Source organism: Rhizobium mayense (genome assembly GCF_030272705.1).
Taxonomy (GTDB): domain Bacteria; phylum Pseudomonadota; class Alphaproteobacteria; order Rhizobiales; family Rhizobiaceae; genus Rhizobium; species Rhizobium mayense.
The window spans coordinates 77,500-95,308 of sequence record NZ_JARFYM010000025.1; the positions used below are offsets into that span (position 1 = coordinate 77,500).

The window sequence follows — 17,809 nt, forward strand, 5'->3', positions numbered from 1 at the left end:
GCTCAGAACCCCATCGGCGGCGGCGGTCCGCCGGCACTGCTACTGGTCGTCGTGCTTATGCTTGCTTGGCCGATAACGACGCGCTCCCCTTCCGAAAGGCCTGATCGCACCTCGGCGGTGACGTTGTTGTTGAGGCCGATGGTGATTTTTCTAGAGGTCTGCCGTCCGTCCGCCGCGACGACCTGCACGCTATAGGAACCGTCGGCAGCTTTCGCTCCAAGCGCCGAAGACGGAATGATGAGTGTATCTTTGGCCGCGCCGAGCACAATATGGACTTCGGCCGACATATAAGTTCGGAATCGGTTGTCCTGGTTCGGTACGGCGAAGATGCCGTTGTAGTAAATCGCAGACGACGACGAGGAGGTCGATGTACTGCTGGAGGAGGTCGTGCTGGAAGATGTGACGCTGCTGTCGCTGGTGATCGATTCTGGTGCCGGCTCGATCGATTGTAATACGGCATCATAGCGGGTTGCGGCATCGCCGAGGATGGTGAAATAGACCGGTTGGCCCACCTTGACCTTGACGACGTCGGCCTCCGATATCTCGATGCGAACGATCATCGTGTCGAGCTCCCCGAGAATGACGATCGTCGGAGCCGACTGGGCCGCATTGACGGTCTGGCCTTGCTGATTGACGATGGCGAGCACAGTCCCGTCCATCGGCGCGGTGATCCGGGTGTAGGATAGATCGGCCTGCGCCGTCTCAACTGCAACTCCAGCCGCAATGATCTGCGCATCGAGCGCAGCGATCTGCGCGGTGATCTTCTTGACGCTCGCCTCCGCACTATCGAGATCGGCCTTGGACCCGGCTCGATTGCGAAAAACAGTCTGCTGTCGTGCCAGTGTCTGTTGCGCATTGACGAGATCGGCTTCGCTTTCCTCGCGTTGCGCTTTGACATTGGCAAGCGAGGCCTGAGCGGTCCTCAAGTCGTTGCGTTGCGTCGTGGAGTCGATTTCGGCGATCAGCGCATCCTTCTTGACCGCTTCGCCGAGCTTGACTTTCAGCGCCGTGATCCGTCCTGAGACCTGCGCGCCCACGGCAACAAGCTTGATCGGTTTGAATGTGCCCGAGGCAAGCACGGCTTCCTCGACATCGCCGCGTGTCGCCGCAGCGGTGATGGCGGATGAGTTTTCCTGAGCAATGATGTCTCCGCGAAACAGCAATGCGCCGGCGACGACAAGCAGAGCGAGCGCGGCTAAAGCCAAACCTGGCCGCCGAAGTTGGATTTTTCGCGAAGTGCCCAACAGCCGCACGCGCGGCGCGGCTATGTCAACTTGTCTCAGTTCGGTTTGCGCCGTTATCCGGCCTGGGGAATTCAGCATCGTATCTAACTATGGTCAAGTGCGGACAGTGCATCCGCATAGAGATTGGTCCGGGGATGCCGGGCGGGGCGCCCCGGACCTTGCAGCCTTTTTACGGGCCGCTCCTTCCAACCGACGGAGATCGGGCAACTTGTGTCCGGGGCTAATCCCCGTCGGATGGAGAAGGAGATAAATGGCCTGCCCATCAAGGCGGGGATCGATGGCTTCTAACGGAATCCACGAGGGCCCGGGCCGGGCGATCGTTCGGCATCCTCCAGCTTCTTGAGCTGGTCAGCCGTCAGAACGGCGCGGAGCGCGGTTGCTTTATCTTTCAGCATGCGAGCCTTGATTGCTTGGTCCAGCATGTGATCGGCGATCTCCTCCCCGAACAGTCCGGGCGGTATCTTATCACCGATATCGGGATCTGATGGGGTCGTTTTGGCCCCTGAATAGGGCCTTGGCGGCATATGGTCCCGAAAATCGAGGAAGTCCGTCAATGCAGCGGTGTAGCTCCTCCAGGCATCAAGTTGGGCGACACGGATGCCGATCAACGTTTCCATGGCCGTCAATCTGCTTGCGAGCTCTAACGTGCGATCTGGGTCAGGAGGGAAACCGGCGGGCGGCCCGAGCGGCGACGGGGCCGGCATGCCGTCCCTGAATGCCATCACAGCGTTGTCCAGCTGGGGATCGCCGTGGAAACCAGGGCATCGCGCTCTTTCCGGCCCCATCCATTCCGGCGCAGATTGCATTGTCTCAGCACCGACAGGTTTCTGCTCGGCAGCCGGTATTGAAGGCTCCTCAGCAAAAGCCGGGATATTCATGCCGCCGACGGCTGTTAACAATAAAGTGGTGGCGATACGCAGACGCTTCATGATCAATGCCTTTGAACTCGGTTCAATTCATTGATGCGAAGCTAATCGAAGCATATAAACGGGATGCGTCCCTATGTTTCCGAGTATTTCTTCGCGCCGGAATGTTGCGAACGAAGTTTGCTGTAACTCTATCAGCAAGAATTTATTACAAGATTTCCTCATCCCGCATCCTTTGGCAATGGGGATACCAGAGGGCCGGTGGTGTGGAACGTCAAGTGAGGCTCTTGACCGCGATCTTTTCGAACAAATCGCTGCGAAATACGGTGTCGATGATAACCGTGGCGATGTAACAGGCGCGAACGGCCAGCAGGAAAAACAGCAACAGCGAGATTGCACTGATCATGTAGTGCCTGAGCACAGAACGCTTCGGCATTTCCGTCAACAAGTGGCTCGCGGCGCTTCTGAAGAACCGCCACATCGCCACGATCGCAAACAGCGCTGATAAGATGTAGCCGCTTAACGCCGCTGCACCCATTATCCAGACCATTGTTATGCTTCCGCCGTAAAGCAGCAGCTCCTCTTTCGGCAACGCGGCCTGCAGATGTTGGACAGAAAATCGAAAGCGGCGTGCGTTCCGATCGCGCGTTGAGTCGATTTCGCTTCCAACGGATCTATGAGCGACCATGTCTTAGCTCTTTGGGTTCGTAGCGACGTAGCTTCCGAGCAGAGATCTTGCGAATACCAGCCATCGAGAGGGCCACTTGACGTTTGCACCGGCCGACGCAATCGGCGCCGTTTCAGGCTGGGTGGGTTCGGACCTGCCGGGCCTCGGATCGATGAGCGCCTTGATCCGTTGCAGGAACCCGGTGTCGTCAAATTGCTTCGATGAGGTGACGAGGCCGCTGTCGGACGGGACAGCGTGAAAAAACACCTCGAGATTCACCACTGGTATGGAGCGAATATTGCGGACGATATCAATGTCTGGTCGTGTGGTTACGGCGAGACCGTATCGATCGGAATGGAGGGCGTTGGACACTTCCGCTATCGACAAAGCAACTGTCGTTTCATACCCGTGCTCTGCCAACTTCGTCGCGATGACTTGAGCGGCGCCCTTCGGCAAAAATATCAAAATTCGCTTCTGGGCACCCTTCGTTAGGTCCGAGGCCATGACAATCCTCCAGTATGACAAAGAGAATAGCCGTTGCGCGTCTCGCGGTTTTCTCGGTTTTGTTCGATTTTATTGCGAGCAAGCGCGACAGCTGTGCTGTCGGCAGGCAGGTAAAAGCAGTGTCGTATTGTCCGGATGCTTCTTTTGTTGAGCCGCCCATGGCGCGGCTCGCGAATGATTGTGAATTTCCTAGCAATCCGGTGTTCTCAGCCCACCTTGAATGGGGTCTGCACCTCACCAATCCGTGGGAATGACGTGATCCAGCATCTTGCGTCCTCCCTTGAGGGCTGCCCCGGAAGCGTCCGCCACCCGGGCGACGGCATATGTCGCATCTTTCAATGGTGAGAAGCCGGGTTCGTCCGCGTGGTCGTCGCTCGCCTGCAATTGCCGACTTTCGGCATAGTCGTTGTCGACAGTGTATCCTGCGATCATGGGATCCCTGGTCTCGCATTGTGGCAGGCACTCGTCGAACCGCCGCACATCTGGCGATGCGGGAAGCGGCGCCTTCGCCTTTTGTGCATGGACTCGGGCTATGGCCAGCTTCGCCAAGCTCGTCGATCTTTCCGCCGGAATTGGGACGGCCACATTCGCGATCGCCGGTAACGGCGTGGCCGGACTTGCATCGATAACTGCCTGCAAGCTGTTGATAGGCGGCAGCCCGTAGAGTTTGCCATCATCGACCGCAACGGGGCCGAGGCTCTCGATTGGTGTCGCCGCGTAAAACAGCCCGACGACGGCGGCGCAAGCAGACAGTGCTAATACCGCATGCAAATAGGAGCCGCCTCGAGCATTTCTCCATTCAATCCGCCTCGTCTCCATCCAGCGCTCCTTGGGGCGTTACATCTCAGGGATAGCATTGAGGCGCCTCAAATACGGCGGGCTGTTCGCAAAAAAATGGCGGCTCGGGGGTGATTTGCAAAGAAATGTTGCAAGAAAGCCCGAGCCTACGGCGCCGCTATTCTTTCAAGGCATTATGCGTCGGAGCACACCGAGACGGCGTCACGCGTAATGCGGCAATGGAGTCAGTGCGTGGGGTATAAAGATGGTCGGATGAAGAATTCGTCCATCAGCTACGAGCGCCACAGTTTTCCGCGATAGATCATCGCCCATGCGGTCTGGCTGTGTTTCAGGTTCCCGCTGAGCCTTCGGCAAGTGGAGGAGTTTCGCGTGGAAAAACACGGCCTTCGAAAAGTTTTCTTGCCGTTCGAATCGTACCCGCAGCCTTTATTTGGCCTTGGGCGTCGAGTTCCAATAACACTTCCATGCTGCCTGTCGGATGCTCGATCTCGTAGCGACTATCCGCAGGCGCCGTAACCAGCTTTGCGGCCGGGCTTTCTGCGAGCCGGGTCGCCGTCGCAACAGTTACCGCCGCCAGAACGCCGACCGAGGCATGCACACGGTGTGGAATGAAACTGCGCGTGGAAATGGCGCCACCATTCGTAGGCCGTGATACGAGGGTCATTTTCGGAACCGAGGCTGTCTTCACATCGCCGAGCGCCATCATCGGACCCGCCTGCAGGCGAATGGCTTCGATACGCTCCTTCAAGGCGCTATTTGCTTCGATTTCCTCTCTGCTTTCTCTGCCGCTCAGCCCGAAATCCGACGCCCGCATGATGACACAGGGCATACCGTTGTCGATCAACGTGGCCTCGACCCCGTCGATCACGTCGACCTCACGTCCTGTCGGCAGCAGCGAACCGCACATCGATCCAGCAATATTCGTGAACAAAAGCGGAATAGCCGCATGGGCACCGGGAACGCCCGCGATCTCCGTGGTCCCCGCATAGTTCACCCGGCCGTTGGGAGTTTCAATGCGAGCAACCGCGACCTCCCCGGAGTTCACCATATGGATGCGCACCTTGGTCGCTTCGCCGCTCGTCTTCACGAGTCCCCGCTCGATCGCCGCGGGGCCGACGCCGGCGAGAATGTTGCCGCATCCCTGGGCATTGCTGACCAGCGCCTGATCGACGAATACCTGCAGGAACAGATAGTCCACGTCTGCATCGGGACGCGTCGCGCGTGACAGGATCGCCACTTTGGACGTCAGGGGATCTGCCCCGCCAATGCCGTCGATCTGGCGCGGATCGGGCGAACCCATGATTCTGAGCAGGAGACCGTCGCGTTCCGCCGTATCGGCCGGCAGGTGCTCGGCCAGGAAATAGGCGCCCTTCGACGTGCCGCCCCGCATCCACAAGCAGGGGATGCCCTCCTCATACATATTTGAGCCCCTTTGCCGCCAGTGTCTCGCGCATGCCGTAGATATCGAGGCCCAATTCACCGGATGCCAAGCGTGTGCGTTTGGCTTCTTCGTTGGCAAGCCGCTTCTCCGCCGCCGCCACTACGTCAGCCACTTCGGCCCATTTGACGACGCAGACGCCGTCATCATCGGCAACAATGACATCGCCGGCCTCGATATGGGCGCCTGCGCAGACGACAGGGATGTTCACCGAGCCAAGCGTCTCCTTGACAGTCCCTTGCGCGGAAACCGCCTTCGACCAAACCGGAAAACCCATCTGCGTCAGGTCCCGCACATCGCGAACGCCAGCATCGATTACGAGGCCGCGGCAGCCGCGTGCCACGGCCGATGTCGCGAGCAGATCGCCAAAATAGCCGTTGTCGCAAGGCGATGTCGGCGCAAGGACAAGAATGTCTCCTTCCCTGAGCTGCTCGATCGCTACATGGACCATCCAGTTGTCGCCGGGAGGTGCTGAAATCGTCACCGCCGATCCCGCAACCTGCGCCCCGGAATAGATCGGCCGCACGTAGCTCGCGAGCATCCCCCTGCGGCCTTGCGCCTCGTGAACGGTCGCGACCCCTGCCTTGGCGAGCTTCCCGATCAAGCCAGGTTCAGCGCGCGGGATGTTCTGAACGACGACTCCCATCAATGGTCTCCCTGCTTCTTTACGGGCGGTGTCCCGTGCGTGTGGAAAGTTTCGATTGTCTTCAGGCCCCAGGCCTGGCCCTTCTTTCGCTCTGTTTCGGTCCAGACGACGGGTTGCCAGTCGGGCGCGAGGATCAGCCGTGCGCCAGAATTGGCGAGCTCTACCCGATTGCCTGCGGGCTCCCAGACATAGAGGAAGAAAGTTCCCTGGATCGCGTGCTTATGAGGTCCGGTCTCGATGTGGATGCCGTTTTCGAGAAAGATGTCGGCGGCACGCAGGATTTCTTCCCGCGTGTCGGTCGCATAGGTCACGTGATGCAGGCGCCCGTCGTCGCCACCATGTTCTTCTGTGCAGGCGAGGTCATAGGTCTTATTGTTGACCGTGAACCAGCATCCGCCGAGGCGGCCATTGTCGAGTTGAATCATCTCCGTAACGCGCGATCCGAGACAGGTTTCCATAAACTTGCGGAACTCGGAAACGTCGGCCGCGAGCAAGTTCAGGTGATCGAGGCGGCGCGGATGGCAGCCTCGCGCATGATAGCGCTGGGCAAGATTCTTGAGCTTCGGGCGCTCCGCCGGCGGTGGATCGTAGCGGACCGTCTCCCAATAGATTTCGAAGATATGGCCGAAAGGGTCCCTGAATCGAAACGCCCTGCCATGGCCCATATCGCCATCCACCCAGCCGAGCACATCGTAACCGCTCGCCTCGATCGCCGTGACGCGTCGTTCAAGCGCTTGCGGCGACGAGACCCTGTAGGCGACGTGCCCGATGCCGGTCGTCTCATGGCGCGTCAGTTTCAGGGTATGGAACTCGTAATCGTCCCAGCCACGCAAATAGGCGGAACTCTCGTCCTCACCCGCCAAGGTCAATCCATAGACATTGACGAAAAAATCGAGGCTCTCGTCATATTTGTCGGTGAACATCTCGACGTGACCGAGGTGGGCGATATCGAAACACGGTTCCATTTCAAGCTCCTCCCAGGGTCGATTAAAGGTCATCGACCGTGCGCGGGAAGACCGATTGGAATCCTTCCGCATATTTGGCGGCGCGCCCGCCGGACTGGCCTCCCGAATTCCTCTGGAAGTGGTTGGCTCGGTTCTGCGCGACCCGAGTGTAGAATTCCCAGAGGTGTTCCTGCCCTTCCATGCATTCGATGGCGGCCCGCTTCTTATCCCATACAGAGGTGATGTCGAGGAACACGTCCGGCTTCCAACCCATCTGCTCCGTCTGATGCGGCTCGAACAGATAGAGCTGCGGCGCACCGAGGACGCTTTCGCCAGGATTGTGACCCCAGGCCTGCGCGATCATGCGGGTTTCGAGCGCGACCTGCGTCGCATACATATGGTCGGTATTGTAGGGATCATATTGCGAGTGGCTCAGCATGAACGAGGGCTGCACCTTGCGGATCACTTCGACGAGGCGATACTTGTCATCATCCGTCATGCGCAGTGGATAGTCGCCGAGATCGAAGCAGATCAGGTCATGGACTCCGAGTGCCCGGGCAGCCTTTTCCGACTCGGCACGCCGCGCAGCCTTTACGCGGTCAAGCGTCATGTCCTTCTGTTTCCAGAGCTTGGCTGACTCGCCTCGCTCCCCGAAGGACAAGCAGACGACGGTGACGTCACAACCCTTGTCGGCATGCAGAGCGATCGCCCCTCCACAGCGCCAGACGAAATCTGCGGCATGGGCGCTAATCACCAACGCGGTCTTCTTGTCGGACATTGAAGCCTCCTGTTTTTCGAAACCGTATGTCGCTCCGAACTGCCAGTTTGCCAATTTTCTTTCGACGCCTTGTTCATAAGTTTTTGCTATAACGAATGGCGAAGCCATCTTTCTTGGACTAAAGCCAGCACTGACGGAATGGTCGTGGGATGGACGGATGATGAACCACTTCAAGATCGGCATGATCGGATTTGGCGAAGCAGCACGCGCGTTCGCATCGGGCTGGACACGACCTGACGGTGCGATGCTCGCCTCCTATGACATCAAGATTGCCGATCCGCATAGCGCCGGCGAAATCGCAGCAGCCTGCGCCGAACTCGACGTCCGCCATGCCAACGACGCCCGGCAATCGCTCTCCGACGCCGGGATCGTCTTCAGCCTCGTCACAGCCGATCAGACTTTGCTTGCAGCAACAGAGGCGGCCAAATGGCTCGAGGCCGGTGCGCTTTATTTCGACTGCAATTCCTGCTCGCCCTCCGCCAAAATTATAGCAGCCGAGGCGATCGAAGCAGGAGGCGGCCGTTATGTCGATGTCGCCGTCATGTCGCCCGTGCATCCGGCCCGCCATTTGACGCCACTTTTGGTTTCCGGTCCCCATGCCGAAGCAGCCATCGACGCGCTTGAGCATCTCGGGATGAAGCCGAAGCGTGCGGGCGAGAAAGTGGGACAAGCGTCATCGATCAAGATGCTGCGCTCCGTCATGGTCAAAGGCCTGGAGGCTCTGACGGCTGAAGCGATGCTCGCGGCGCGCCGTGCCGGCGTGGAGAACGCCGTCATCGCTTCGTTGCAAGCCTCCGATCCCGGCATAGATTGGGCCAGGCGCAGCGCCTACAACCTCGAACGGATGATGGTGCACGGGGCTCGTCGGGCGGCCGAGATGCGGGAGGTTGCCGCTACGGTCCGTGAACTCGGACTTCCGGACAGGATGTCGGCAGCCATTGCCGCTTGGCAGGACGAGATCGCAGCGCTCTCCATTCCGGTCGATATTGACGACCTTCCAAGCCGAGCCGATAGCATCCTCGAACGGATGGATGAGGAGAGGGACAAGAAGGCCGCGGCGATCCGATGAGGCACAATCTGCGGCATCTGCGGGTCTTCCTGGCCGTCGTGGAAACGGGCTCTGTCACGCGCGCGGCCGAGATCTGCTACGTATCCCAGCCGGCGGTCACGCAGGCCATGTCCAAGATCGAAAAGACGCTCGGATATGCGTTGTTCACGCGTTCGCCGCATGGCCTCTTCGTCAACGACGAGGGCAAGCTCCTGGTTCTGCGCGCGAGGCGTGCCTTCTCTTATCTCGATCCGGCGTTGACCGAGCTTGCGCCCAGGCTCAAGATCACCGCCACTTCGGCGCAGCTCGAAGCCCTGGTCGCCGTCAGGGAGCTGGAGAATTTCACGCTTGCGGCGCGGCGGCTCGAGCTGGCGCAGCCGACCGTCCATCGCGCCGTGAGCCAACTCGAAAAGGAGGCTGCTCGTCCTCTATTCGAGAGAACGTCCTATGGGATGGTCGCCACGCGCCTGGCGCAAAACCTGGCGCAGGCGACCCGCCTCGCCTTCGCCGAACTGCATCAGGCAGAGGCGGATCTCGCCGAAGCCCGGGCGCAGGAGGCTGGACTGATCGTCGTGGGCGGCATGCCCCTATCGCGCTCCTTCATCCTGCCGTCGGCGATCGCCAGATTTCGGAAGAAACGGCCGAAGCTGCCAATCAAGGTTGTCGAGGGCATCTATGCCGAACTGCTCGGCGGCTTGAGGCGCGGCGAGATCGATTTCCTGATCGGAGCGATGCGTAATCCCCTTCCCATCGACGACGTCGAACAGGAATCGCTGTTTAATGACACCGTGGTGATTGTCGCAGGCAAGCGCCATCCGCTCGCCGGAAAATCCTCGATATGTATAGGCGATCTGGCATCCTATCCATGGGTTGTCGCAACGAGCGGCACGCCGATAAGAGCCCATTTCGACGCCCTTTTCCAAGGGCAATCGCCGGGACCGAGAAGCGTGGTCGAGTCCAGCTCGCTGATCCTCATGCGTGAACTGCTCGACCAGAGCGATCATCTCGGTTTCATCTCAGGCGGTCAGGCGGCAGCGGAGATCGAGCGCGGCCTTATGGCATCCCTGCCGTTCGATCTCGCCCATACCGAACGGCCGATCGGCATCACGATACGCAGGGGGTGGCTGCCGACAGCCGCTCAGGCCGCTTTTCTCGACGACATCCGTGCGGAAGCGCGAGCGAGACAAAGCCGGCGCCTATAGCCTTCCCTTAAGATGCTTTCCTCGAATGCATGCCACGCGGCGTGTGCGCCGGGTTGATGCCCGCTCCTACATGATACCGGCTGCCTCAAGAGGTCAGACCATCCGTTGGCCGCTCGGCGTCGCGATGCGATATTGGGAAGGTTTGGGCGTTTTCCATTTTCCGCGACCACGTCGCTCGGGTCGCTAGCACTCTATAGCCGCTACTTATGCCTCGGACCTCTGAATGGATTGGAGGTGGTGATGCTAGACGCGTACTGCTTGGCCCGTCAACGAAGCGCGAGGGCAGAGGAGGTTGACGGCAAGCGTCGATCAGATGCATTCGCAAAGCCATTCCTCGAACGGATCGATGCCTGGGTGATCCACCCACAACGTCGTTCGAGAGCGCTCAGCCATCAGCCTCGTGCGGACACGCGCAACCATCATGTCGGAGGAGTACATGACACAGCCAGCCGTCCTGGAGATCAGGTCTTACATCAACAGCCGCCCAATGTCGCGAATGCAATGGACACTGACTGTTCTCTGCTTTCTCATCGTCTTCTGCGACGGACTGGACGTCGCGATTATGGGCTTTCTTGCTCCGGCCATCACGGGGGACTGGGGCATTTCCAAGCCCGCCTTTGGTCTTGTCATGGCTGCTGCACCCGTTGGCCTGGCCATCGGCGCGATCTTCGCAGGCTCCTCTTCCGATTGGTTCGGGCGTCGCCGCGTATTGCTCGCCTCGGTCTTTGCCTTCGGCGTTCTAAGCCTGCTTACGGCGCTTACCCAAAGTCCTGCGGAGATGGCTGTGCTCCGTTTTCTGACCGGCCTCGGCCTTGGCGCCGCCATGCCCAACACGACAACACTGCTGTCGGAATATCTACCCGAACAGAAGCGCTCCGTTCTTCTGGCGATCATGTTCACCGGCTTCAATTTCGGCTCGGCGATCATCGGCTTTGTCGCTGCATACCTGCTGCCGAAGTTCGGCTGGCATTCGGTGCTCGTGTTCGGCGGCATCGTGCCGCTTGCGCTATCCGTGATCTTGTTTTTCCTGCTTCCGGAATCAGCCCGCTTCATGGTCGTCCGCGGGGTTTCCATCGACCGCATCCGAAATCAGCTCGCCGGCGTGACCGGGCAGGACTTGAAAGCCGTATCTGAATTTACGCTGGAAGACGAACCGGTAACCGCGGCTCAGCCTGTTGCTCTCCTCTTCACACCCACGTTCATCATACGCACGCTGTCGCTCTGGATGTGTTACTTCATGGGCCTGCTGGTCATCTATCTGACGACGAGCTGGCTGCCGACCATGATCAAGGATGCCGGAATGCCGATCGAAACCGCGGCCAGCGTAACCGCCATGTTCCAGCTCGGCGGCACGATCGGCGCGGTTGTCGTGGGCTTCGCCATGCACCGCGTCGGGTCGAAGAGCGCGATTTCACTAGCCTATCTCCTGGGCGCCGCAGCTCTGGTCGTGCTCGCATTCACGGGCCTGACCTCCGTTGCCCTCGCGTTGATCGTCGGTATCGTCGGCTTCTTCATGAGCGGTGGACAGACCGGCCTAAACGCCTACGCTCCGGGCCGCTATCCAACCTTTGCCCGTGCGACCGGTGTGAGCTGGATGCTGGGCATCGGCCGGTTGGGCAGCATTCTGGGTTCATCGATCGGCGGATTGTTGCTCGGCTTCGGCTGGGACTTCCGTGGCATCTTCTGCGCGCTCGCTGTTCCGGCGGCAATCGGGGCGGCAGCAATCCTGATCAACGAACTCCAACTGACGCCGCAACTTCAACAACGCGCTACGAGATAATCGCCCATGCGGCTCCTATTCGGAGCCGCATGTTTTCTCTGGAATTACTTTGAGCAGCAATAACCGGAAAAGGTCGATCGGCCTCAAACAGCCCAGTCTACCAACGGCCGAGAGACTTGCCGCCTTGAATAGAGTCGAACCTGCGACCCCGGATTAACTCATATAGAGAGGGCCACGAACGAACGATTCTAAGGGGATGACCAAGCTTGATTTTTCCGCGACGGAGAGATTGCCCTCTTCCGGGAGCCTCACTGTTTGGAGGATCTGCCTGGAAATCTCGTGGGCAATCCGCGCAAATCTGCTTCGAGGCCTCGATCGAGGGAACTCGCGAAGCCGGAGGCAAGAGGGCGAGCTCCGCCTTCTTATCGCCGTCGCGGACAAATGATCGATTGGTTCGATTTGAACCGCAGCACTTCCATCAACAAAGCGTGATGTAGCTTTCTTTTATGGAAGCTTCATCGGCATGTCACCTGACGGTCAAGGAACGCCGATAGCGCTCTGGCAACGCGCCGCTTATCCAGTGGCCAATTCCGGAGCGAGCACATGACCGTCGAAATCTCACGCCGACTCTTTCTGCAATCCGCCGCCGCGTCGGCAACCCTTCTCTACTTTGTCTCGGCAGTCCATGCGGCAGACAAGACAGTGATCGACGTTATGACCGATGGCGATACCAATGTGACCGACTGGTGGACAAACACGCTCGCTCCGATGTTCGAGAAGGCCAATCCTGGGTTATCGCTGAACATCGTCATCACCCGCGCGAACGGTTCGAACGATGTCGTCGGTGAGCGCGTGGTGGCCGCCATGCAGGCAAAGGCCGACCCCAAGGTCGATTACTTCGAGGAATTTGATCCACGGCGTGTACCGGGCGCAGCACAGTCCGGCGCGTTCGAGACCGTCGACGCGCAGAAAATTCCGAATCTCGCGCTCGTCAATCCGGCCAGCCTTGAGATCCCTCAGGACATTCCATATCGCGCCAGCCAGGTTCTGCTTGCCTATGACAGTGCGGTGGTGTCGCCGCAAGAGGTTCCAAAAACCTGGGCGGATCTGATCGCTTGGATCAAGGGACATCCCGGAAAATTCATCTACTGCCGACCGGACAAGGGTGGATCGGGCGCCTATATGGTGACGCGCGCAATTCACGAAGCGAACAATCGAGACTCAACGCTGTTCAAAGCCGACAACTTTGACGCTGATGTCGCCAAGAAGCGCTTTGCCGGCGCCTGGGATATCCTGAAAGATATCGAGCCTTATCTCTATGACAAGGGATCCTATCCGGCCGGCAACAACCCCACGCTTCAACTGTTTGCCGACGGCGCGGTATCGATGATCACGGCCTGGTCCGATCAATCGCTGCAGGGGATTTCGCAGGGTGCGCTTCCGGGGACCACCAAGCTCGCCCAACTCCAGGATCTGCCTTTTTGTGGCGGCTATGCCTTCTCGTCGATTCCCTCTCAAGCCGCACACAAGGATGCGGCTTTCAAGCTCGCCAACTTCATGCTGACGCCCCCTGTTCAGGAGCAGATGCTGAAAGACTTCGGCGCTTTCCCAAGCATCGAATGGTCGCATCTTTCCCCGGACCTGGCTGCGAAATATAAGGACGTAGCCTCGGCAAAAATGCCCTCCTTCCCCGGCGGCCAGTGGAGCGCCGCGCTAAACGACGGTTGGTACTCCAATGTTGCTACCCATATCGTTCGCGGCTGATGACTGCGGGTATCAGTGAGATCACTACCGTCCCGCGGCGCAAGCGTGCCTCGCGAGGTGGTGGTGGTACCTTAGGGCTGGCGCTGGTAGCGCCGGCCTTCGGACTGATGATCCTTCTTGTCCTGCTACCGGCCAGCCGTTCACTCCTCGGAACGATTTTCCCGGATCAAGCGGGAGAGCCCTCGCTTAAGAATTACGAAGCCTTCTTTTCGGACGCTCGCAGCGCGTCGAATCTGCTGTTCACAGTCCAGGTGTCGGTCATCACGCTGGCCATCTTGCTGACGATCGGGCTCATAATCGCGCTCTATTTGCGCTTCTCCCAGAGCCGCTTTATCGGCGCAATTCAGATCATTGCGCTTTTTCCTCTCTTTGTGCCGGGGATCGTGATTTCCTTCGCTTTGATCCGATTCATAGGCCCGACAGGCCTGCTTCCAACGACGTTGCGCGCTCTCGGCATCAGTGGATACCGGACGCCGTACCTCCATCCGAGCGGCGCCATTATCGGGCTGGTTTGGGAGAATATCCCGCTGACAATCATGCTGCTGACCGCGGGCCTCGCTCAGATCTCGAACAGCTCGATCGAAGCCGCGCGCGACGTCGGCGCAGGATGGCTTCGGATCCTGTCGCAGATCATCCTGCCTCAGATCATACGGTCTATCGTTGTCGCCGCATCATTGAATTTCCTCGGTATTTTCGGATCCTTCACGGTTCCCTACATTCTGGGTCCGGCCGCGCCGCAAATGATGTCGATCTTCATGCAGAATACCTTCTCCGAGCGGCATGATAGCGGCGTCGCGGAGACGCAGGCGGCGGTTACCTTTCTCGTGTGTTTGGTGATCGGTGTAATCTACACGCTTTGCGTTTTTCGCGACACCGCGCGCGATGGAAAGGCTCGACAATGACCCCACGCCGAGGAGGAATCTCCGATCAGGCCGCGGGTGCCGTTCTCCTAGTCGCCCTGGTCATCTTTGTGCTCGGACCGCTTGCCTGCGTGCTGATCTGGGCCTTCGCTGACGTTTGGCGGCCACCTGCATTTCTGCCAGCGCAATGGGGCGTCAAATACTGGGGCCTTATTCTCGCGCGAGCTGACGTCAGACAGGCGCTACCTGTCTCGCTGATGATTTCCACCATTGTCACATTGCTGTCGGCCACCGTTTGCCTGCCGGCGGCCTACGCGTTCGCCCGCCTCGAATTTCCGGGCAAACGGTGGCTTTTGCTATCGTTCATCGCAGTCAATGCGTTTCCGCGGTTTCCTCTCTACGTGTCGATCGCCGTATTTTTCCTGTCCGCAGGGCTGATCGGAACCTACACAGCGGTCGTGCTGGTGCAGCTGGTTTTCACGCTACTCTTCATGATCTGGATCCCGGCCGCCGCGTTCCGCGGGGTCGATCCTCGAATGGAGGAGGCCGCCAGAGACGTCGGCGCTTCGCATCTCACCGTGCTCTTGCGCATCACCCTGCCGCAAGCCGCACCAGCGATAGGCGCCGCACTACTGCTGACTTTCGTCAATACCTTCTACGACGTCGACGGGGCACTTCTGGTGGGTGTGCCTGATGTCAGAACGCTGCCAATCATCATGCTTTCCCTCATCACCGGACAGATCATCGTCCAATACGGGGCGGTGCTTTCAGTGATGCTGTGGGTCCCGTCTCTCGTGCTGCTGCTCTTTGCACGGCGCCTGTTTGAGAGCCGCAGCTTCGCGGCCGGATTTGGAGCCTGACGACGACGATGACGACTTTGACGCTTCAAAATGTGACACGGACCTTCGGAGACACACACGCCGTCAATCGGCTCGATCTCGATGTTGCCGAAGGCGAATTCATCTGTCTGCTTGGCCCATCAGGTTGCGGAAAATCGACCGCACTGCGGATGATTGCCGGTTTTGAAACACCGGATGAGGGAGATATCCTGATTGGCGGCGCGTCGATGTTGGATGTTCCACCGAACCGTCGCGCAACCAGCATGGTGTTTCAGAGCCATGCACTGTGGAGCCATATGACCGTTGGCGGAAATATCGCCTTTGGTCTGAAGCTACGGCGCCTCCCGCGCCACATGGTTGCGCAGAAAGTGGCTTCCGCCCTTGCGCTCGTCGGCCTCGATGGCCTGGAAAAGCGCTACCCAGCGCAGCTTTCCGGCGGCCAGCAACAGCGTGTGGCTCTGGCTCGATCTTTAGTCCTTGAGCCGAGAATACTGCTTCTCGACGAGCCGTTCTCAAGCTTGGACGCCCACTTACGCATTCGCTTGCGCGATGAGCTCAAGTCGATCCAGCGCCGCCTCGGACTGACAACCATATTCGTGACCCACGATCAGGAAGAAGCAATGTCGCTCGCCGATCGCATCGTCGTGATGAATCGCGGTGCGGTCGAACAGATTGCCACCCCCCGCACGGTCTACGAGCGGCCGGCGACACTCTTCGCCGCTGGCTTCATTGGCACCATGACCATTCTTCCCTCGCATCACGAGGGCGGCCAACTGACAAGCGGAGCTTTCAGGGTCCCAGGGTTGCTTGAAGACGATACGAAGGAATGGGCCATCGCGATACGTCCGGAGGATTGCGAGCTGACGGCTCCCTTCGAGAACGGCACGAGTCTGGGTGTCGTCAATCATGTCGCCGAACTGGGCTCCTCGCGGATCGCAACTGTGGTGATGGAAGACGGCGTGGCCATCAAAGCCCAGATTGGCCGTCGGCAAATGATCGTTAAGGATGATCGTGTCGGATGCAGGATCAATCGCGTACTCGTGTATCGCGACGGACGCTCTCCTGTGGAGACCACATTCTCGGCGCGGACAGAAACGCGGGCATCCAAAAAAACATACAGCGAGACATGACAGCATGAACCCGTGGAACGACGAGATACTTTTTAAAACCGTGCGGCGTCTTAGCCCTGTTTCGCCGGCCGAGCGCCAGGCGATCCTTGAGGGTCCGAGCGCGCCGGAAAATCATCGGGGCCATTTCGATCGGCTGGAGGTACTTCGCGAAATCGAAATCGGTGGAACTCAACGGTCGCGCGACATCGAAGGCCCTGCCCGCGTCGCGTTCTGGAATGTCGAACGATTGGCCATATTGACGCCAGCACGGCAACGCTTCAGCAGTTGAATACAGATGTGACCCTTCTATGCGAAGTCGACCGCGGCATGGCGAGAACGCAAAACCGCGATGGGATCGTCGAGCTCGCCGGTCGCCTCGAAGAGGGATACCTCTACGCCGTGGAATTCGTCGAGCTCGGCCTGGGCGATCGCACCGAACAAATCGTCCATGCCGGCGAAGTCAATGCCGAGGGTTTCCATGGGGCAGCGTTGCTGTCGGCGGCAGGGATGGCGAATCCGTTTCTGATCAGGCTCGACGCCCGCGGTGACTGGTTCGATGGCGCACACGGCGAGCGTCGCGTTGGCGGAACGATTGCGCTGGGTGCCAAAATTGCCGTATCGGGCCGATGGGTGACCATGGTCAGCGTGCATCTCGAGAGTCACTGCGATCCCGAGCTGCGCGGTCAGGAAATGACGCGCATGCTTGAAATGATCGAAAAAATAGCGCCTGGCGAACCGGCAATTCTTGGTGGGGACTTCAACACGTCGACAGCACCGTTTACCAAACGCCGAGACGATCCGGCAGCATGGCTCGAACAGCTTGCGCGCGAACCGGAGCGGCTGACATTGCCGGAGCGATACGAACCGCTCTTCGAGGCGGCACGCCAGGCCGGCTACGAATGGCAGGAATGCAACGTGGCTGAGAAGCCGACGCAGCGTTTTGCCGAGAGCAATACACGGCCTCGGGCAAAGCTAGACTGGTTCTTTACACGCGGTCTGGAAGCGAGCCTTCCGCAGATCGTCGAGGCTGTCGGTCAGGATGGAAAACCTTCGTCCGACCATGAAGCCCTACTGGTTACGATATTTCCTCGGTGAGTTGGGCGTAGTTGTGGTTACACGTTCATCGAGCGTCTTATCGGTCATTGCCAGTCCGATTGTCGTCTTCACTACAAGACTGGCTTATCCTAAATGTTTGTTTCATGAGTGTGACGGGGATCGATTTCGCGGTGAGAAGTAGTTGATGACAACCTGATTGTCCGGAATTTCGCCGGGCCGATTTTTCTCCGCTAGAGCGCTTCATGTTTTGTTTGAAGCATATCCAGCATTGACAAGATAATTGGTGCACTCGTCTGGACCGATGGTCTGGACGAGTGAGCCGAGAT

The 17,809-nt window shown here is 59.1% G+C and carries 19 protein-coding genes and 1 pseudogene; 11 read left to right on the forward strand and 9 right to left on the reverse strand.

The window, feature by feature from the left end; genetic code table 11:
* Positions 1–2 precede the first annotated feature (2 nt).
* Positions 3–1,226: an efflux RND transporter periplasmic adaptor subunit gene (locus PY649_RS24600; RefSeq protein WP_432761399.1), complete on the reverse strand. Its 1,224-nt coding sequence runs from the start codon at positions 1,224–1,226 to the stop codon at positions 3–5.
* Between the two features lie 302 nt (positions 1,227–1,528).
* Positions 1,529–1,861, reverse strand: a complete 333-nt coding sequence (locus PY649_RS24605) for a hypothetical protein (protein ID WP_285871432.1) — start codon at positions 1,859–1,861, stop codon at positions 1,529–1,531.
* On the opposite strand from PY649_RS24605, the gene PY649_RS24610 reads away from it, so the two are divergent.
* Positions 1,842–2,207, forward strand: coding sequence for a hypothetical protein (locus PY649_RS24610; RefSeq protein WP_285871433.1), 366 nt, complete (start codon positions 1,842–1,844; stop codon positions 2,205–2,207). The genes PY649_RS24605 and PY649_RS24610 overlap by 20 nt on opposite strands.
* A 177-nt stretch (positions 2,208–2,384) precedes the next feature.
* Here the strand turns inward: PY649_RS24610 and PY649_RS24615 are convergent, their stop codons facing one another.
* The 3 genes from PY649_RS24615 to PY649_RS24625 form a co-directional block, all read right to left on the reverse strand.
* The gene (locus PY649_RS24615) at positions 2,385–2,702 is read right to left on the reverse strand and encodes a hypothetical protein (protein WP_285871434.1); all 318 of its coding nucleotides are present in this window, start codon (positions 2,700–2,702) and stop codon (positions 2,385–2,387) included.
* Positions 2,703–3,177: 475 nt separating this feature from the next.
* Positions 3,178–3,441 carry a hypothetical protein gene (locus PY649_RS24620; RefSeq protein ID WP_285871435.1) on the reverse strand — a complete coding sequence of 88 codons (264 nt, stop codon included), beginning with the start codon at positions 3,439–3,441 and terminating at the stop codon, positions 3,178–3,180.
* A gap of 74 nt (positions 3,442–3,515) precedes the next feature.
* Positions 3,516–4,052 carry a hypothetical protein gene (locus PY649_RS24625; protein ID WP_285871437.1) on the reverse strand — a complete coding sequence of 179 codons (537 nt, stop codon included), beginning with the start codon at positions 4,050–4,052 and terminating at the stop codon, positions 3,516–3,518.
* 279 nt (positions 4,053–4,331) lie between these two features.
* On the opposite strand from PY649_RS24625, the pseudogene PY649_RS24630 reads away from it, so the two are divergent.
* Positions 4,332–4,442: pseudogene (locus PY649_RS24630) on the forward strand (IS6 family transposase); the annotation flags it as partial.
* Here the strand turns inward: PY649_RS24630 and PY649_RS24635 are convergent.
* Genes PY649_RS24635 through PY649_RS24650 form a run of 4 tightly spaced genes read right to left on the reverse strand, consistent with a single transcriptional unit; the run spans position 4,408 to position 7,885 of the window.
* Entirely contained in the window at positions 4,408–5,499 is a 1,092-nt protein-coding gene (locus PY649_RS24635) for a 4-oxalomesaconate tautomerase (protein WP_285871439.1), read from the reverse strand. The pseudogene PY649_RS24630 and the gene PY649_RS24635 overlap by 35 nt on opposite strands.
* Positions 5,492–6,163, reverse strand: coding sequence for a 4-carboxy-4-hydroxy-2-oxoadipate aldolase/oxaloacetate decarboxylase (locus PY649_RS24640; protein ID WP_285871441.1), 672 nt, complete (start codon positions 6,161–6,163; stop codon positions 5,492–5,494). Before PY649_RS24640 ends, PY649_RS24635 begins: the two co-directional genes overlap by 8 nt.
* Positions 6,163–7,128 (reverse strand): VOC family protein, encoded by a 966-nt coding sequence (locus PY649_RS24645; protein WP_285871442.1) that lies wholly within the window; start codon positions 7,126–7,128, stop codon positions 6,163–6,165. Before PY649_RS24645 ends, PY649_RS24640 begins: the two co-directional genes overlap by 1 nt.
* Before the next feature lie 22 nt (positions 7,129–7,150).
* Entirely contained in the window at positions 7,151–7,885 is a 735-nt protein-coding gene (locus PY649_RS24650) for a PIG-L deacetylase family protein (RefSeq protein WP_285871443.1), read from the reverse strand.
* A gap of 160 nt (positions 7,886–8,045) precedes the next feature.
* Between PY649_RS24650 and PY649_RS24655 the strand changes: the two genes are divergently transcribed.
* From PY649_RS24655 to PY649_RS24695, 9 genes are all read left to right on the forward strand, one after another.
* Positions 8,046–8,954: an NAD(P)-dependent oxidoreductase gene (locus tag PY649_RS24655; protein ID WP_285871444.1), complete on the forward strand. Its 909-nt coding sequence runs from the start codon at positions 8,046–8,048 to the stop codon at positions 8,952–8,954.
* Positions 8,951–10,135 carry a LysR family transcriptional regulator gene (locus tag PY649_RS24660; RefSeq protein WP_285871446.1) on the forward strand — a complete coding sequence of 395 codons (1,185 nt, stop codon included), beginning with the start codon at positions 8,951–8,953 and terminating at the stop codon, positions 10,133–10,135. Before PY649_RS24655 ends, PY649_RS24660 begins: the two co-directional genes overlap by 4 nt.
* 436 nt (positions 10,136–10,571) lie before the next feature.
* A complete protein-coding gene (locus PY649_RS24665; RefSeq protein WP_285871448.1) occupies positions 10,572–11,915 on the forward strand; it encodes an MFS transporter in 1,344 nt (447 codons plus the stop codon).
* A 543-nt stretch (positions 11,916–12,458) separates the two neighbouring features.
* Positions 12,459–13,619: an extracellular solute-binding protein gene (locus PY649_RS24670; protein ID WP_285871449.1), complete on the forward strand. Its 1,161-nt coding sequence runs from the start codon at positions 12,459–12,461 to the stop codon at positions 13,617–13,619.
* Positions 13,619–14,521: an ABC transporter permease gene (locus PY649_RS24675; RefSeq protein WP_285871450.1), complete on the forward strand. Its 903-nt coding sequence runs from the start codon at positions 13,619–13,621 to the stop codon at positions 14,519–14,521. The genes PY649_RS24670 and PY649_RS24675 overlap by 1 nt, the downstream gene beginning before the upstream one ends.
* On the forward strand, positions 14,518–15,339 hold the full coding sequence (locus tag PY649_RS24680) for an ABC transporter permease (RefSeq protein WP_285871452.1): 822 nt from the start codon (positions 14,518–14,520) through the stop codon (positions 15,337–15,339). The genes PY649_RS24675 and PY649_RS24680 overlap by 4 nt, the downstream gene beginning before the upstream one ends.
* An 8-nt stretch (positions 15,340–15,347) precedes the next feature.
* Positions 15,348–16,448, forward strand: a complete 1,101-nt coding sequence (locus tag PY649_RS24685; protein ID WP_285871453.1) for an ABC transporter ATP-binding protein — start codon at positions 15,348–15,350, stop codon at positions 16,446–16,448.
* A gap of 4 nt (positions 16,449–16,452) precedes the next feature.
* The gene (locus PY649_RS24690; RefSeq protein ID WP_285871454.1) at positions 16,453–16,716 is read left to right on the forward strand and encodes a hypothetical protein; all 264 of its coding nucleotides are present in this window, start codon (positions 16,453–16,455) and stop codon (positions 16,714–16,716) included.
* A gap of 8 nt (positions 16,717–16,724) precedes the next feature.
* A complete protein-coding gene (locus PY649_RS24695) occupies positions 16,725–17,522 on the forward strand; it encodes an endonuclease (protein ID WP_285871455.1) in 798 nt (265 codons plus the stop codon).
* The last annotated feature ends 287 nt before the right edge of the window (positions 17,523–17,809 follow it).

Excerpts from the sequence above, each read along its gene's own strand:
- PY649_RS24610 (WP_285871433.1), top strand. The coding sequence starts at position 1,842 with ATGCCGATCAACGTTTCCATGGCCGTCAATCTGCTTGCGAGCTCTAAC.
- PY649_RS24605 (WP_285871432.1), bottom strand. The coding sequence starts at position 1,861 with ATGGAAACGTTGATCGGCATCCGTGTCGCCCAACTTGATGCCTGGAGG.
- PY649_RS24620 (WP_285871435.1), bottom strand. The coding sequence starts at position 3,441 with ATGGGCGGCTCAACAAAAGAAGCATCCGGACAATACGACACTGCTTTT.
- PY649_RS24635 (WP_285871439.1), bottom strand. The coding sequence starts at position 5,499 with ATGTATGAGGAGGGCATCCCCTGCTTGTGGATGCGGGGCGGCACGTCG.
- PY649_RS24640 (WP_285871441.1), bottom strand. The coding sequence starts at position 6,163 with ATGGGAGTCGTCGTTCAGAACATCCCGCGCGCTGAACCTGGCTTGATC.
- PY649_RS24645 (WP_285871442.1), bottom strand. The coding sequence starts at position 7,128 with ATGGAACCGTGTTTCGATATCGCCCACCTCGGTCACGTCGAGATGTTC.
- PY649_RS24650 (WP_285871443.1), bottom strand. The coding sequence starts at position 7,885 with ATGTCCGACAAGAAGACCGCGTTGGTGATTAGCGCCCATGCCGCAGAT.
- PY649_RS24655 (WP_285871444.1), top strand. The coding sequence starts at position 8,046 with ATGAACCACTTCAAGATCGGCATGATCGGATTTGGCGAAGCAGCACGC.
- PY649_RS24660 (WP_285871446.1), top strand. The coding sequence starts at position 8,951 with ATGAGGCACAATCTGCGGCATCTGCGGGTCTTCCTGGCCGTCGTGGAA.
- PY649_RS24665 (WP_285871448.1), top strand. The coding sequence starts at position 10,572 with ATGACACAGCCAGCCGTCCTGGAGATCAGGTCTTACATCAACAGCCGC.
- PY649_RS24670 (WP_285871449.1), top strand. The coding sequence starts at position 12,459 with ATGACCGTCGAAATCTCACGCCGACTCTTTCTGCAATCCGCCGCCGCG.
- PY649_RS24675 (WP_285871450.1), top strand. The coding sequence starts at position 13,619 with ATGACTGCGGGTATCAGTGAGATCACTACCGTCCCGCGGCGCAAGCGT.
- PY649_RS24680 (WP_285871452.1), top strand. The coding sequence starts at position 14,518 with ATGACCCCACGCCGAGGAGGAATCTCCGATCAGGCCGCGGGTGCCGTT.
- PY649_RS24685 (WP_285871453.1), top strand. The coding sequence starts at position 15,348 with ATGACGACTTTGACGCTTCAAAATGTGACACGGACCTTCGGAGACACA.
- PY649_RS24690 (WP_285871454.1), top strand. The coding sequence starts at position 16,453 with ATGAACCCGTGGAACGACGAGATACTTTTTAAAACCGTGCGGCGTCTT.